Below are 16,138 nucleotides of genomic sequence, written 5' to 3'. Positions count from 1 at the left end.
GGGGATGAGACGCCGCCGGCTGGGACGAGCGGCAGGCCTTTCGGGATCAGCGGCGGCGACTGGACCATGTTCGTCGCGATTGCCGCCGTCGCTCTCGCGATCGGAATCGTCAACGCGCTCTCAGGGGCGCAGGACGCCGCGTGGCGCGGCGACGGCTATGACGTCGGCCGACGGCTGTTCTGGGAGATGTCGAGCGTCGCCGTCATCCTGTTGCTGCTGCCGATACTGGTACTGGCGGTCCGCCGCATGCGCCGGACACCGGGTCTTTCCGCGCAGGTCGGAATCGGAGCGATCGCCCTGCTCGGCTTCTCCACCCTCCACGTCACCGGCATGGTCTGGATCCGGAAGCTCGCGCTCTGGCTCGCCGGGAGCACCTACGACTTCCACTTCTCGCTTGCGACGGTCCTGTACGAATTCCGCAAGGACGCCGTGGCCGTTGCCTTGATCGGCGGCACGCTCTGGCTGTTCGAAAGCCGGCGTGAGCTCAAGAATGCCGCATTCGCCGCTCTGTCCCGGCCGACCGCCTCGCAACAGCCGCTGTCCTCCGATCTGATCTGGTTGCGAGACGGCACCAGCCGCATTCGCGTTGCTCCGCGCGACATTCTCTGGGTCGCCTCTGCCGGCAACTACATCGAATACAGCCTCGCCGACGGCACCCACCACCTGATCCGGGGCACGCTCGCGGGGGCGGAAGGCGAGCTGGCGCGCTTCGCCATCGTTCGCGTACATCGGACCAAGCTTGCCAATCTCGAACGGGTGACCGGCGTGGACCTCAAGGCTTCAGGGGATTTCGAGCTCACCTTCGACACCGGGCAGACGCTCGGAGGCAGCCGGCGCTACCGCCCGGCTGTGGCTTCGCTCGGAGGCCGCATTGCGCCGGCGTAAATCGTCGCCGGGGATTGGCGCTCGATCCATAAATAATCATGATTCCAATCGGTTGAGCGGCACGCCGGGCGGCGCTTGTCGGCGCTTCGCTGGAGGCTGGTTGCGGCCTGCCACCTGCGGCACGCTTCAGATGGCGCGGCGATGACCGGCTAAGCTCTTGAGTGCATTGGGAGATGTCGAAGAAGCTTGCTTTTTGACCCTTGCCTCGTGTTAGAAGGCGCGCGTCAGTTCAGCGCACTCGCGCATCATCCGAGGGCGCCTCTTCACCCATCATTCGTGCTTTCGTCGGCGAAAACGGCTGATGGAGCCACAATCGGTTGATTGTGCAGGGATCACCTCTAAGGGACTCAATCAGAGACCGTCATGCCTGAAGTCATTTTCGCCGGCCCCGCTGGCCGCCTCGAAGGCCGCTATCACCCGGCCAAGCAGAAGAACGCGCCGATCGCGATGATCCTGCATCCGCATCCGCAGTTTCACGGCACGATGAACCATCAGATCGTGTACCAGTGCTACTACGCCTTCGCGCATCGCGGCTTCTCCGTGCTGCGCTTCAATTTTCGCGGCGTCGGCCGCAGCCAGGGCTCGTTCGACCACGGCACCGGCGAATTGTCGGATGCGGCGGCCGCGCTCGACTGGGCGCAGACCATCAATCCCGAAGCGCGCGCCTGCTGGGTCGCCGGCTTCTCCTTCGGCGCCTGGATCGGCATGCAGCTTCTGATGCGCCGTCCCGAGGTCGAAGGCTTCATCTCGATCGCGCCGCCGGCCAACCTCTACGACTTCTCGTTCCTTGCGCCCTGCCCGTCCTCGGGCCTGATCGTGCATGGCGAGAAGGACGCGGTGGTGCCGCCCAAGGACGTCAACACGTTGGTCGAGAAGCTGAAGACGCAGAAGGGCATCGTGATCGACCAGCAGGTCATCCCCGGCGCCAACCACTTCTTCGACGCCAAGCTCGAGCCGCTGATGGAAACCATCACGGCGTATCTCGACATGCGTCTGGCCAACGTGCGCTGAGATTGACATGGCCGCGTTCGTAGCCCTGCTGCGCGCGGTCAATGTCGGAGGCACCGGCAAGCTGCCGATGACCGAGCTCAAGGCGATGTGCGAAGAGCTCGGCTTCGCCGCCGTGCGCACCTATATTGCGAGCGGCAACGTCGTCTTCACCAGCCGCAAATCAGAAGCTGCGATCAAGAGCGCACTCGAACAGCGCCTCCACGCCTACGCCGGTGCGCCGGTTGGCGTGCTCGTGCGCAGCGCCGCCGCAATGGCGCAAGTCGCGGCCGACAATCCCTTTCCGAAAGCCGCGCCCAACCGCACGGTTGCGATCTTCCTCGACAAGGCCCCGCCCGCGGATGCGCTGTCCGCGATTCGCGGCCAGAAGGACGAGGAGCTGCGCCTCGGCCGCCGCGAGATCTACGTCCACTATGGCGAGGGCATGGGGACATCGAAGCTCGTCATCCCCGCCGCGAAAACCGGCACCGCGCGCAACATGAACACGATCGCGACGCTGGCGAAGATGGCCGCGGAGCTCTAACGCGTCTGGCGCGCCGGAGATCAATTCACGCCTGTTTTCTGGAGAACTTCTGTCCCGGGGTAGCTCAAGATGAAATTTGTCGTCGTCACATATGGCACCGAGGGCGATACGCGCCCTATGGCCTTGCTGTGTAGGGCCCTGGTGGATGCCGGCCACGAAGCCCATCTGCTCGCTGACGCCGCTACGTTAGGCTACGCTGCTGAGTTGAATATCACCACCACAGCGCTCGCCGGCGACATACGCGCCATATTGCTCCAAGACGCGCCGCGCGAAGCACGGCGCGGTGGTTTCACCGAGACCGCCAGAGCTTTTGCGCGCCTCGCCGCCACAAATTCCGAAGCTTGGCTCCGCACGACAACCGCAGTTGCGCAAGGGTGTGACGTCATTGTTCTTGGCGGGCTCGCAGCGTTTATCGGACTTTCCGCCGCGGAGGCGTTACGGGTGCCCGCAATCGGCACCGGCCTCATCCCAATCACGCCGACCAGCGCATTCGCGTCTCCCTTCCTGCACCCGGGCGCCGTGCCTCGTTTCATGAACAGAGCGAGCCACAAGCTGATCAATGCGTTGATCTGGCGCGCCTTCAAACCATCCATCAACGCGGCCCGCGCCGCGGCGTGTGGTTTGCCTGCTCGCCGACGTCTGTGGAACGAGCATCCGATGCTCTACGGAATCTCCCCCAGTCTCGTGCGGCCGCCCGCCGACTGGCCCCCAAACGCAACGGTCTGCGGTCAATGGCTTGCGCCCGTCGCCGAGTGGATCCCGCCGAAGGACTTGTCTGAATTCTTAGCTGCCGGCGAACCGCCTATCTATCTTGGCTTCGGAAGCATGGCGGCCCTGGGCGGGCCGAGCCTGATGACACAAGTGCTGGAGGCGCTTCGGGGGCGGCGGGCGTTGCTGTATCCTGGTTGGGGCAATGTAGACGCGGCTGATTTGCCTACGAATGTCCATCTATTGGCAGAAGCGCCACATGGCTGGCTGTTTCCCAAGACAAGCCTGATCATCCATCACGGTGGCGCAGGCACAGCACATGCCGCCGCCCGCGCCGGCGTTCCCTCCGTCGTCGTTCCGTTCGCTGGCGACCAATTCTTTTGGGCTAATCGATTGCTGCGGGTGGGCGCCGCACCAGCGCCAGTTCCCGCCAAGGGACTGAGCGCTGACCGGCTGTCCCTCGCCATCTCCGAAGCGGGTAAGAGCGCCATGCGCGACAATGCGGCCGTACTCGGCGCATCAATTGCCAAAGAGGACGGATTGACGGCGGCCGTCGCGGCCATTGAGGCGTTGACGAAATCGGCGCTTCGGCAACCCCGGTTGGGCGCCGCACGCGCCGGCGCTCAACAGCAAAAGTGACGCCAGACGATGCCGATAAGAAAAGTGCCGGCCGCACCGATGCCGGATGGCGACATCGGCATAGTCCCTAGGCGGCAAGCTTGAGCAGATGGGAGTCGTGGCGCACCAGGAAAGCGCGCAGCAATTGCGGATAGTCCGCACCGACGGCTGAGCGGACGCTCGGCCGTTTCGCAAGCTCGGCGCGCCACGCCCGCACTTTTGGCACATCCTTGAAGATGCCGAGTTCGGCGAGCTCATCAAACAGGTCGAAATAGCGGAAGACCGGCGCGAATACGGCATCGACCAGGGTGAACGCGTTGCCGGCGAAATACGGGCCCGCGCCAAGCGCGGCCTCTACGCGTGCGAACTTCGCGGCAAGCGCCAGACGCTTGCCCTCGAACGTCGCCGGATCCGTCGTCGTCTCCAGCCCCCAGAGGTCACCGAGAATCGCCGAGCCGAATTCCATCCAGGCGCGATGCTCGGCGCGCTTCAACGCATCCGCCGGATGCAGCTTGAGGCCTGCTTGCGTCTCCTCGATGTACTCGCAGATCACGTTGCTCTCAAACAGCGCGACCTCGCCCTTCTCCGTCGTCACCACCAGCACCGGCACCTTGCCGAGCGGCGAGAGTTTCAGAAACCAGTCGGGCTTGTTGGCGAGATCGATGTCGACCCGCTCGAACGGCACGCCCTTCTCGTTGAGCGCGATCACGGCGCGCTGCACATAGGGGCAAAGCTTGTGGCTGATGAGTTTCAGTGAAGCGGTCATGGCAATGATCCCGGCGGTTGGATGCAACTGCATCAAACATAGATGCAATTGCATGTATTTGTCAAGATCAATGCATTTGCATCAACCGACCGTGATCGTAAGGCCTGGACCTCAGGGCCGCGCGATCACCCCGCCGGTCATCGGCATCGGCACGCCTGTGGTCGCCGGATAGGACAGCGGCAAGCCCTTCAGGCCACGCGCAGCGAGGAAGCCGAAGGCTTGCGCCTCGATGGCGTCGGAGGCCCAGCCAAGCGCCTCGGCGGGCTCGACGGTGGCCGAGCCCACCCGCTCCCGTAGCATCCGCAGCATGGTGAGGTTGCGGGCGCCGCCGCCGCAGACGATCCAGCTGCGCGGCCGCCGCGGCAGCAGCGGGATGATGCGGGCGATCGCCGCCGCGGTGAAGGCGGTGAGCGTCGCGGCGCCGTCGGCCGGCGAGACATCGCCGAGCTTCAACGCGGCAAAGTCGTTGCGGTCGAGCGATTTCGGCGGCGGCGCCGCGAAGAACGGCAGCTCCAGCGCCCGCGCGATCCAGGCCTCGTCGGCCGTTCCGAGCGCGGCGAACTTGCCCTCCGCATCGAACGCCTGGTTCATGGTGCGGTACATGAAATCGTCGAGCGGCGCATTGCCTGGCCCGGTGTCGCAGGCGATCAGCGTGTCGTTGCCGTCGATATAGGTGATGTTGGAGACGCCGCCGATATTGACCACGACGATCGGCCCTTCGCGCGCCAGCGAATGGGCCAGCGCGCGGTGATAGACCGGCACGAAAGGTGCGCCCTGCCCGCCGGCCGCGACGTCGGCGGCGCGGAAGTCGTACATCACGGGGATATGGATCGCCTTCGCCAGCGCCGGCGCATCGCCGATCTGTACCGTCAGCCGCTTCTCGGGCCGATGCAGCACGGTCTGGCCGTGGAAGCCGACGATGTCGATATCCTCCGCCTTCATCCGGTTCTGGGCGATGAAGGCGGCCACCGCCTCGGCGTGCGCCAGCGTCACCGCGCGCTCGGCCGCGGCCAAAATCCCGGGCCGGGCATCGCGCTGCGGCAGGTGTACGGCTTCGCTCAGCGCCTGACGCAGCAGGTTGCGCTCCGCCGGGCTGTAAGGCCGGTAGCCGGACGGTCCGAACCCCTTCACCAGCTTTCCGTCGGTTTCGATCAGCGCAACATCGACCCCGTCCAGCGAGGTGCCGCTCATCAAACCGAGTGCCGTCAACATCATGGATCAGCGTCCTCAATACCCCCCTCTGGCATGCCGATCTTGTGCCAGAGGGACACATCTTATAATGCCTCAGCGCCAAGTGGCGGGCGGCAATCGAGTTCCCACGGTAGATCCTTAAATTGCCCCCAAAACAGTAAACCAAGAATTGTCAGGCACGCCGACAAATGACTGCATTCAAATCGGATTTCCTCCACACCCTGCAGGAACGTGGATTTATCCACCAGTGCTCCGATTTCGAGGGGCTGGACGCGCTCGCCGCCAAGGGCGAGGCGACCACCTATGTCGGTTACGATTGTACCGCCCGCTCGCTGCATATCGGCAACTACCTGACCATGATGATGCTGCACTGGCTCCAGCAGTCCGGCAACAAGCCGATCACGCTGATGGGCGGCGGCACCACCATGGTCGGCGATCCCTCCGGCAAGGACGAGACCCGCGCGATGCGCACCGTCGCCGAGATCGAGGCCAACAAGGAATCGATTCGCGGCGTGTTCGCAAAGGTGCTGCGTTACGGCGAAGGCAGGAGCGACGCCGTCATGCTCGACAATGCGGAGTGGCTGACCAAGCTGAACTGGATCGAGATGCTGCGCGACGTCGGCCGGCACTTTTCGGTCAACCGCATGCTGACCATGGACTCCGTGCGGCTGCGCCTCGAGCGCGAGCAGGAGATGAGCTTCATCGAGTTCAACTACATGGTCTGCCAGGCCTACGATTTCGTCGAACTCGCCAAGCGCACCGGCTGCAAATTGCAGATGGGCGGCTCGGACCAGTGGGGCAACATCATCATGGGCGTCGATCTCGGCCGCCGCATGGGCACGCACCAGCTGTTCGCACTGACGACGCCGCTGCTGACCACGGCCTCCGGCGCCAAGATGGGCAAGACCGCGCAAGGCGCGGTCTGGCTCAACGCCGACCAGTTCTCGCCGTACGACTTCTGGCAGTACTGGCGCAACACCGAGGATGCCGACGTCGGCAAATTCCTCAAGCTGTTCACGACGCTGCCGATGAGCGAGATCAAGAAGCTCGAGGCGCTCGGAGGCTCGGAGATCAACGAAGCCAAGAAGGTGCTTGCGACTGAGGCGACCGCGCTCTTGCACGGCCGCGACGCAGCGAATGAGGCGGCTGAAACCGCACGCCGCACCTTCGAGGAAGGCGCGCTCGCCGAAAGCCTGCCGACGGTGGAAATTCCGCGCGGCGAACTCGACGCCGGCCTCGGCGTGCTCAACGCCTTCGTCAAGGCGGGCCTCGTCACCTCCAACGGTGAGGCGCGGCGCCAGATCAAGGGCGGCGGTCTGCGCGTCAACGACGAGCCCGTCACCGACGAGAAGATGGTGCTCTCACCAGCCCATCTGACGCCGGAGGGCGTGATCAAGCTGTCGTTCGGCAAGAAGAAGCACATCCTCCTCAAGCCTGCATAGGCGTATGAGCTTTTCGCTGCTTGTCAGGGCGTGCCGAAGCGCGCTCCCTGACCGGCAATGGACCAGAACACGCCCAAGAAAACCACTGCGGAAACGTCCAAGAAGGATATCGCGGCGACGCCGGAAGGCACCGTGCGCATCGCCCTCACCGTGCTCGCTCTGTGCTTCACACTGGCCGTGCTGGGCCGTGGGCTCGGCGACAGTTTTACCGTTTTCCTGAAGCCGATCTCGGAAAGTTTTGGCTGGGACCGCGCACAGATCGTCTCGGTCTATTCGCTCACATGGCTCGCGAGCGGTCTCACCGCCCCCTTCGTCGGACGGCTGTTCGATCATTCCGGACCGCGCATCGTCTATGCGCTCGGGCTATCGCTGCTCGGCGCGGCGTTCCTGATTGCGGCGCACGCACAGCATCTGTGGCAGTTCCAGCTCTCGATCGGCCTCTGCGTCGGCATCGGCGTCGCCTTCATCGGCATCGTGCCGAACTCGATCCTGCTCGGTCGCTGGTTCGGGCCGCGCCTGCCGACCGCGATGTCGGTGGTGTATTCGGCGATGGGCGGCGGCGTGCTGGCGCTGCTGCCGGCCTCGCAGCTCCTGATCGACCATCTCGGCTGGCGCGGCACCTATCAACTGTTCGGCTTTGCAGCATTGGGGCTGATGGTGCCGCTGCTGCTGCTGCCGTGGCGGCTGTTCGCCTCGGGCTCGCCGCATGTGGTGAAGAAGACCGATCCTGATTTCGTCGACAACGGCTGGACGCTTCTCGGCGCGATGCGCCACCACGCCTTCTGGGCGCTGTTCTCGACCTTCTTCTTCACCGCCGTCGGCATGTATGCGATCGCCGCGCAGATCGTCGCCTATCTGATCGATGCCGGTTTCCCGCCGCTCCAGGCGGCGACGGCCTGGGGCTTCTCCGGCGTCGTGCTGGTGTTCGGCATGTTGGGCGTCTCCGCGCTCGACGGCCTGATCGGGCGCCGGCCGTCCGTGCTGTTGAGCTACGCGATCTCGATTCTCGGCATCGCCCTGCTCTGGCTGCTGCAATACTTCCCCAACATCCTGGTGCTCTCCGGCTTCGTCGTCTGCTTCGGCAGCATGATGGGCTCGCGCGGCCCGCTAATCAGCGCGACCGCGATGCGGATCTTTCAGGGCAAGCGGATCGGCACCATCTACGGCACCATCTCGATCGGCAGTGGCCTTGGCTCGGCGTTCGGCTCCTGGAGCGGCGGCCTGATCCACGACGCGACCCACGGCTACAACGCGTTGCTCGCCTTCGCACTTGCGAGTGTGGTGCTCGGGATGATTCCATTCCTGGTTGTCCCCGCCTTGCGGCGGTAGGTGTATCCGAGGTAACCTACACTCCTCCGCACCACCGGGAAATTACGGGCGCGTGCGACATGGCCACTCGCGAATAATCCGAACTCGCCGGGTTCTGCGGCGTTTTGTCCGACATGACGAAAAAGTCAGCGCGGATTACGCGCCTACGGCTTGCAGGGTGGAACCGAATGCGATTCAAGTCGCTTGGGAATTGTGGATGGAAGGGCGCAAATCATGAACTTCAACTATCTCTCTCGCTATCAACCGGCTCTGCTGAGCCTGTTTCGTTTCGTCACCGGACTGCTGTTGTTCCAGTATGGCGTCGCAAAGCTTTTCAAGTTTCCGGCGCTTCCCTACTTCGCCGAGATTCCGCCGCTGATCTACGCGGCCGGCACGCTTGAGCTGGTGCTCGGCGCGGCCCTGATGCTCGGCCTGTTCACGCGGCTCACGGCGTTCGTCCTGTCGGGCGAAATGGCCTTCGCCTACTTCATGGGCCACATGCTCAAGACCGGCTCGCCGGTGTTCCTGCCGCTGCTCAATGGCGGTACCGCCGCGATCCTGTTCTGCTTCGCCTGCCTCTATCTCTCGGCAGCCGGCGGCGGCTCGATCAGCGTCGATGCCGTCATGGGCAAGGAGAGCGACGCATCGGATGGCGCTTACGCCCGGCGCTGACGCGCCCGCGGATCGACCCGCAAGCAGGACGGCACCCGCAGATCTGCCGGTGCCGTCCTAGCGCGCCCCCAGCACGTTCCAGATGAGAACGAGGGCCGCGACGAGCAGCACGGACATGATGATGCGATGAACGAATCGATTCATTGCGGGTCCAGCCAGGCTCTGTAGTCACCAAAGTCCAAGATCGATTTTCTCCGGCACATGAACCTGCGCCTCCCGGCGCATGGCGATGTGCCTGCACGGTTGCGCACAAGCCTGCGAACGCCGTTCCGCGCGGCAGGCCGCCGCATGCCTCCATTCATGATTGGTAAGAACTTCATGCTACCGGTGCGAGCAATAATAACCATTCCGTAGAGGCTGCGATGAGGCTGCTGAGTCATCTGAAGATCCGCACCAAGCTGGCCAGCATGGTCTGCCTCGCGGCGCTCACGGTCACGGCCATCATCGGGGTATCGACCGTCCTCAGCAAGAGCCGCATGATGGAAGACCGCGTCCAGCAGATGCGGACCGCGGTGGAGCTGCTCTACAACTACGCGCAATCGCTTCAGGACGAGGTGACCGCCGGCAAGCTGACGCAAGCCGAGGCCAAGTCCGTGTTCCACCAGCGCGGCCGTCACATGAGCTTCAATGGCGGCCAGGGCTATCCGGTGGTCTACAATCAAGACACGTCCCTGGTGGTGAACGGCGCCAATCAGCAGCTCGAAGGCAAGATCACCGGCGCCGAGGACTCCAATGGCGTGCTGATCGCCGACGCCATTCTCAAGGCTGCCGACCAGGCCGCGCCCGGCGGCGTGACCTCTTATCTCTATCCGCGCCCCGGCCAGACCGAGCCGGTCCGCAAGACCGTGTTCGCGCGCAAATTCGCGCCCTGGAACGTGACCATCAGCTACGGGCTCTATGTCGACGACATCGACGCCGACGTGCGCGCACTGACGCTGGAGCTGGCCGTCATCGGCGTCGGCCTGATGCTGCTGATGGCGACGCTGTCCTGGCTGATCGCCCGCGACGTGCTCGGCGCGCTCGACCGCCAGAAGAACCGCATGCAGCAGATTTCCGAAGGCGCCATCGACAAGCCGGTCGAGGAGACCGACCGCGGCGACGAGATCGGCCGCATGGCCGAGACGCTGGAAGTGTTCAGGCAGACCGCGCTCGCGGCGCGCACGCTCGAGGCCGAGCAGGTCGCCGCCAAGACCCGCAGCGAGCAGGAGAAGCGCGATGCCCTGATCGCGCTCGCCGACCGCTTCGATGCCTCCGTCGGCCAGCTCGTCGGCCTGATGGCCTCGGGCTCCGGCGAGCTCGAGACCACCGCCAAGTCGATGTCGTCCACCGCGGAAGGCACCAACCGCCGCGCCGCATTGGTCGGCTCGGCCGCCACCGAAGCCAGCCAGCGCGTCCAGACCGTCGCGGCGGCCGCCGAGGAGCTCTCCTCCTCGATCACCGAGATCAGCCGCCAGGTGGCGCAATCCGCCGAGGTGACCGGGCGCGCCGTTGACAGCGCCCGCCGCACCGACACCATCGTGCGCGCACTCTCTGATGGCGCCCAGCAGATCGAGCACGTCGCCGAGCTGATCTCCAGCATCGCGGCGCAGACCAATCTGCTCGCCCTCAACGCCACCATCGAGGCCGCGCGTGCCGGCGAAGCCGGCCGCGGCTTTGCGGTCGTTGCATCCGAGGTGAAGTCGCTCGCCAGCCAGACCGCGGAGGCCACCCGCGAGATCGGCGACAAGATCGCCCAGATCCAGGGCGCGACCAAGGAGGCCGTGGACGCCATCGGCGGCATCACCGCCACCATCGAGGAGGTCAGCCGCATCGCCACCTCGATCGGCGCGGCCATCGAGGAGCAAGGTGCTGCCACCGCCGAGATCGCGCGCAGCGTCTCGCAGACCGCGGAGGCGACCAGGGAGGTCACCACCAATATCGGCGGCGTCAGCACCGCAGCCAACGAGACCGGCAACGCCGCCGGCATGGTGCTCGCGGCAGCCAGCAGCCTCTCCAAGCAGGCCGAGCAGCTCTCCGGCGAAGTCGGCACGTTCCTCGCCGGCGTCCGCGCGGCGTAAGTTTCCAGGCGCCCAAACCCCCGCATTCGTCATGGCCGGGCTCGTCCCCGCCATCCACGTTTAGCCACGCCGCACAAGGAACGTGGATGCCCGGGACATAGGCAAGCGAAAGCGACGCCGTCCTTCGGACGGCTATGCCCGGGCATGACGACTACTCAGGCTTCGCTGCTACCGCCGCGCGAGGCTGCAACCGCTCGACAGCGGTCTTGCTGATCCCGTCGGGCTGTCGCCGGATTGCGCCGACGGCAACTGCTCGTCGAATGGCGTGTTCTGCTTGCCGGTGTTGAATTCGAATATCTTGCGGAACAGGCCGGGCGCCATCGCCGAGATCGGATTGACGCGCATCACGGGCGCAGCCGGTGTGCCGACGACCTCATAGGTCACGCCAATCAAGCCCTCGTTGTTGCCGCCGCCGAGGAAGATGCCGAACAACGGGATCTGGCCGAAGATGTTGTTGACGCCGTACACCGGCACGAAGGTGCCGCTCATGCACACCTGGTTGCCGGGATAGTCGATCGAGCCTTCGATGGTGCCGCCGATCATCGGTCCCTTGACGACGCCGTCGCGGATCGTGAGCGCGCCGTTCTGCCGGGTGAACTCCGCTCGCAGCGCCGTGAAGGCCACGCCGCTCTGCGCGCCATTGGGACCGCCTGCCGCGACGCGATCGAGCTGATCCATTCCCTTGACCGTGAAGTCGCGCACATTGATCAGGCCTTCCCTGGTCGTAGGCTCCGACGTCGGCGGCTCCATCGCCACCACCATCTGGCCGCCGAAGACCTTGTTGGTGGTGTCGGTGAAGCGCAGCAGCGCGCCGGCATCGTTGGTCTGGAGATAGATCACCTCGCGGGCACCCTGGGCGCGGCCGCCGCGCAGATCGGCCGCCACCGGCGTATCGCGGCCGATCTTGCCGCTCAGCGTGAAGGCCTTGATGGCACCGCTCCGCCGCGACATCTTGGCATCGACACTGCGCATGGCCTCGCCGTTGAAGCCGGCGACGGCGCCGAGCTTCACGTCGATGTCGAAATCGACGTTCTTCATCTTGCTCTTGCCATCGTCCTTGGAGTTGCCTGAGATCGCCGACTTCAGGAAACCGCGGCCGTCGAACACGTCGCCGCGCATCGTGCCGCGCACCACGCCGTCCTGGCTGCGCTCGACCTTCAGAGACGCCTTGTCGCCGTCGGACGGCGCATAGACCGGGAAGTTCGCATTCATGAGGTCGCCGTTCGGATCGACCTCGAGCGAGCCCTTGATCGAGGCGCCGCCGCCTTCGATGACGATTTCCTCGAAGCGCGTCGATTGCCCCGTCGGCACCACCTTGAAGCTGGCCTTGCCCGACTTGCCCGGCAGCTTGACCCAGCCGGGCAGGATGTTGTCGAGCTTGACCGAGGTCAGGTCGGCCTCAACGCCGAGCTTCGTGGTCTGGTCCGCGCCGCCGGCGATCTTGCCCGAGAGCTTGATCGGCAACGAGCCGCTGACGGCGGGGCTGAGATCGAAGCCGAGACGCGCGCGGCTCGCATCGTCCAGCGTCGCCTGTAAGCGGACATCGGCATCGCCCTCGGCCGGCTTGCGATAGTCGAGCGAGGCCGCCTGCCCGTTGATCTTGACGTCGCCCTTGACCTGATAGCCTTGGTTGTTGGCGGCAATCTTGAGGTTGTTGGCTTCAAGCTTCTGGTTCATCACCAGCTTGTCGGCCGAGAAGCCGTTGAGATCGGCGGTGACGTTGTAGACAGTGTCGGACTTGGTCAGCGCGCCCTTGACCGGCAAGCCTAGCTGGATGTTCGCCGTGAACGTCCCCTTGCTGGTGTTGGGATCGACAAAGGTTGCCGATAGATCGCTCAAGCGATCGTTGGACAGGATTTCGGCTGCAGCCGCGACCGGTCCCTCGACTCGGAATCTGGTGCGCGACGGCGAGGGTTTCGGCGCCATATCCGGCACTTCGAACACGAGGTCGCTGAACGTGAGCTTGCGGCCCCCCGGCGTGTCGGCGATGCCCTGCCCGATATTCACGGTCGCTGTACGCCCCGTCACGCGCGCCTTCAGATCAGCATCGTGCACGACCGGCATGCCGTCCACAGGACGAACCGCGACACCGCTTGCCACGATGTTGACCGACAGGCCGTCGTCGGGAATGGGCGGCCCCTTGCGCGGCAGGTTCCTGGTCGGCGAATTGACGCCGATCTCAATGCGCTGCAGCGTGCCGCGCTCAATCCGCTCGATCACCCATTCGCGCAGCTCGGGGACGACGAGCGTCGGCCACATCCGCTTCAGCGCGGAGGCCGACATCGGCGTTCCAGCGAAGCCCAGCGTCAGCCGCGGCTCGCCGGAATAGTCGATGGCGCCGGTGCCGGCGACGCCGATCTCGCCATTGCTGATATCGGCTTGCGTCAGCAGCATGCGCTTGTGGTCCGTGTCGAAGCGGAAGCCGATCGCGATGCGGTTGAAGACGAGCGGCGGCTCGTTGTCGATGCCGCCGAGCAGGATCGAACCACCGCTGAAGCCGAGCTGCCAGTCGTTGATGGTGCCGTTGGGCGGCTCGACATGGGCCAGAAGGGTCAGACGGTTCGCACCCGACAGGATCTTGAACGGCGCAACCAGCACGCGACGATTGGCGTCCCACTCGATATTGAATTCGGCAGAGTCGATCGCCATCGGATAGTCGGGCGTGTCGGTGTCGATGATGTTGCCCGCGCCGGCCGTGACCTTGCCGCGGAAGAAGGTCGGCACGCCGTCGCGGCCGAGTTCGCCCTTGAGCTCGCCGCTCAGCGGCAGATCCGCGGTGTAGGTGAAATCCTTGACCCGCAGCGCCAGCAGGATGTTGGCGGTGGACACCTTGTCGGCGCGGATGTCGACCGAGCGCACACCGTTCTCGGCAGGGCCGATCGTGGCACGCAGCGACCACGGGTGCGCGCCCTCCTCACCGAGGCTGAGCGCGACGCCGCCACGGCTCGGCCGGCGCAGGCTGAGCGTGATGTTCTCGAACGACCATTTGCTGCCGCGCTGCTGATCGTCGACGATCAGATTGCCGTTCTTCAGACCGATCTCGTTGAGGTTCTGGCCGTCGAGGCCGGTCATGCTCAGACTGTCGAGCCAGTCGAGGCCCTGGAGAATGCCGCTCTGCGCAGTCGCCTGAGGCGCCGCCTGGGATGCGTCCGGGCTTGCCGGCGCGGTCGCGAACGGCGGCGGGGGCAGGCCATTGCGCGGGAATGTCGGCGGCAGGCCCGCGTCCTTCTTGGAGGCCACGCCGGTGGCCAGCGGCTTTGCGGTGTCGCCGGCCGAGACCGTGACGGTGCCGTCCGGCGCGATGCGGATCGCAAGCTCGGCATCGACGAGATTGAGGCTTTCCGCGCGCAGGTGCCCCATCAGCAGACCTGCACCCGACAGTTTGACCTCGGCCTTCGGTGCGGTGGCGACGATGGCATGGTCCTGGTCGCGCACGATGATGTCGCGGATGCGCACGGCGATACGGATTCGCCCGGCCCGCTCGATCTGTGTGCCGCCGACCTCGACCGTGTTGCCGTGACCGATGTTGTCCTCGATCGCCGCCGCAAGCCAGGGCGTCGCGATGTCAAGATTGATCGGGCCGGCGCCGAGCCGCCACCACAGCGCGCCGAAACAGCCGACGAAGATCACGACGAGGGCGCCGACGACGATGGCCATGCGCTTCAGCCAGCGACCGCCGCCCAGCCAGCCGCGCAGCGATCCGATCCCGTCACCGAAGCGGTGAAAGCCCGAATTGGAACGCGACAACAGCCGGCGCGCACGATAGCCCGCCGCTGCTTCCTGATCCGGGTCCCAGTCGGCGTCGTCCCATTCCTGCGGCTCTGAATGACCGCCGCGCCGATCGAAATCCCGATTGTAATCCTGGGGCGACTTATTCCTTGCCATTGCCTCTCGATACAGGCGCCCATCGTGGGATTGAGCGCCGCCGGGACCGCAGCCGTCGACCGGGAGCGAACGCCCCTGCGCCGGCATTGCCGCCATACCTCGAATGTTCCTGCTGTTCGTCATTTCGCCCCGGGAGCGCGTTCAACGAGCAGTGGGGTGGTGCGTGGAATTCCTTGTAACCATACTCCGGCGCCATCAGACTTGCCCAGCCGAGGGCGCGAGTCCGGCACACCGGACGAGAGCTGCAATACCGCTTTGGTTGACCCGCCGAAAGCGTCGAAAGGAAGGCGTATGTCCAAGAAATCCCAAAAGAAATCGTCCAAGACGCCCTCCGGCATTGCAGCGGCTAAAAAGAAGGCCCCGAAAACCCGGGCTACGACTCAAACAAAGTCCGCGAAAACACAGCGGACACCGGCAAGCAAATCAACCGCGAGCATAGCAAAAGCAGCATCGCATGGCGCCGCATCGAAACAGTTAAATTCCTCCAGATCGGCCCCCGCATCCGCGGCGAAGCCGGTCCTGACCGAGGGGCAGAAGGCCCCCGCCTTCCGCCTGCCCCGCGACGGCGGCGGCGCGGTCACGCTGTCGGATTATGCCGGCCGCAAGCTCGTCCTGTTCTTCTACCCTCGCGCCGATACGCCCGGCTGCACCAGGGAGGCCATCGACTTCACGCGCCTCGCCGGCGCCTTCACCGCGGCCGGTACGGCGGTGATCGGTATTTCCGCGGATTCGTTAAAGGCCCAGGAGAAGTTCCGCGACAAGCACAGCCTCGGCGTTCCGCTCATCTCGGACGAGAAGCACGAGATGCTCGAAGCGTATGGCGCCTGGGGCGAAAAATCCATGTACGGCAAGAGCTTCCTTGGGATTCTTCGCACCACGGTGCTGGTCGGAAACGACGGCAAGGTGGCCAGGATCTGGCGCAACGTCCGGGTCGACGGCCATGCCGATCAGGTGCTGGAAGCGGCAAGAAGTCTTTAACCAGTCCTTTAAATACGACTGTTCCCATTTCCGGAAAATTAACCATGACCGGCCCAGATTGCTGCGGCAATTAGGCCGTACGGACTCATCCGACCGG

Annotated in this window: 12 protein-coding genes; 9 read left to right on the top strand and 3 right to left on the bottom strand. The window is 65.0% G+C overall.

Annotation, left to right across the window (positions count from 1 at the left end):
- The first annotated feature begins 66 nt into the window (after positions 1–66).
- From A3M7_RS0103100 to A3M7_RS43675, 4 genes are all read left to right on the top strand, one after another.
- Positions 67–885 carry a LytTR family DNA-binding domain-containing protein gene (locus tag A3M7_RS0103100; RefSeq protein WP_235885523.1) on the top strand — a complete coding sequence of 273 codons (819 nt, stop codon included), beginning with the start codon at positions 67–69 and terminating at the stop codon, positions 883–885.
- A 363-nt stretch (positions 886–1,248) separates the two neighbouring features.
- A complete protein-coding gene (locus A3M7_RS0103095; protein WP_008143006.1) occupies positions 1,249–1,896 on the top strand; it encodes an alpha/beta hydrolase in 648 nt (215 codons plus the stop codon).
- A 7-nt stretch (positions 1,897–1,903) separates the two neighbouring features.
- Complete coding sequence (locus tag A3M7_RS0103090; protein ID WP_027542607.1) at positions 1,904–2,416, top strand: DUF1697 domain-containing protein; 513 nt, start codon at positions 1,904–1,906, stop codon at positions 2,414–2,416.
- Positions 2,417–2,485: 69 nt separating this feature from the next.
- A complete protein-coding gene (locus tag A3M7_RS43675) occupies positions 2,486–3,763 on the top strand; it encodes a glycosyltransferase (protein ID WP_049823185.1) in 1,278 nt (425 codons plus the stop codon).
- Between the two features lie 67 nt (positions 3,764–3,830).
- On the opposite strand, the gene A3M7_RS0103080 is transcribed toward A3M7_RS43675, so the two are convergent.
- The gene (locus tag A3M7_RS0103080) at positions 3,831–4,508 is read right to left on the bottom strand and encodes a glutathione S-transferase family protein (RefSeq protein WP_027542606.1); all 678 of its coding nucleotides are present in this window, start codon (positions 4,506–4,508) and stop codon (positions 3,831–3,833) included.
- A gap of 111 nt (positions 4,509–4,619) precedes the next feature.
- On the bottom strand, positions 4,620–5,723 hold the full coding sequence (locus tag A3M7_RS0103075; RefSeq protein WP_027542605.1) for an anhydro-N-acetylmuramic acid kinase: 1,104 nt from the start codon (positions 5,721–5,723) through the stop codon (positions 4,620–4,622).
- A 164-nt stretch (positions 5,724–5,887) separates the two neighbouring features.
- On the opposite strand from A3M7_RS0103075, the gene tyrS reads away from it, so the two are divergent.
- From tyrS to A3M7_RS0103050, 4 genes are all read left to right on the top strand, one after another.
- Positions 5,888–7,141: a tyrosine--tRNA ligase gene (tyrS, locus tag A3M7_RS0103070; RefSeq protein WP_027542604.1), complete on the top strand. Its 1,254-nt coding sequence runs from the start codon at positions 5,888–5,890 to the stop codon at positions 7,139–7,141.
- Positions 7,142–7,198: 57 nt separating this feature from the next.
- Positions 7,199–8,470: an MFS transporter gene (locus A3M7_RS0103065; RefSeq protein ID WP_027542603.1), complete on the top strand. Its 1,272-nt coding sequence runs from the start codon at positions 7,199–7,201 to the stop codon at positions 8,468–8,470.
- Between the two features lie 213 nt (positions 8,471–8,683).
- Positions 8,684–9,121 (top strand): DoxX family protein, encoded by a 438-nt coding sequence (locus A3M7_RS0103060; protein WP_027542602.1) that lies wholly within the window; start codon positions 8,684–8,686, stop codon positions 9,119–9,121.
- 362 nt (positions 9,122–9,483) lie between these two features.
- Positions 9,484–11,178, top strand: coding sequence for a methyl-accepting chemotaxis protein (locus tag A3M7_RS0103050; RefSeq protein ID WP_027542601.1), 1,695 nt, complete (start codon positions 9,484–9,486; stop codon positions 11,176–11,178).
- A 168-nt stretch (positions 11,179–11,346) separates the two neighbouring features.
- Here A3M7_RS0103050 and A3M7_RS0103045 read toward each other — a convergent pair whose 3' ends face one another.
- Positions 11,347–15,150: a DUF3971 domain-containing protein gene (locus A3M7_RS0103045; RefSeq protein ID WP_049823207.1), complete on the bottom strand. Its 3,804-nt coding sequence runs from the start codon at positions 15,148–15,150 to the stop codon at positions 11,347–11,349.
- Positions 15,151–15,354: 204 nt separating this feature from the next.
- Here A3M7_RS0103045 and A3M7_RS0103040 point away from each other — a divergent pair, with 204 nt between their 5' ends.
- Positions 15,355–16,041: a peroxiredoxin gene (locus tag A3M7_RS0103040; protein ID WP_084301540.1), complete on the top strand. Its 687-nt coding sequence runs from the start codon at positions 15,355–15,357 to the stop codon at positions 16,039–16,041.
- Positions 16,042–16,138: the final 97 nt, after the last annotated feature.

Origin of the sequence: Bradyrhizobium sp. WSM2254, assembly GCF_000472645.1 — a bacterium.
Classification (GTDB): Bacteria; Pseudomonadota; Alphaproteobacteria; order Rhizobiales; family Xanthobacteraceae; genus Bradyrhizobium; species Bradyrhizobium niftali.
Note: the sequence above shows the minus strand (reverse complement) of the source record. Positions and strands in the feature narration are given on the sequence as shown.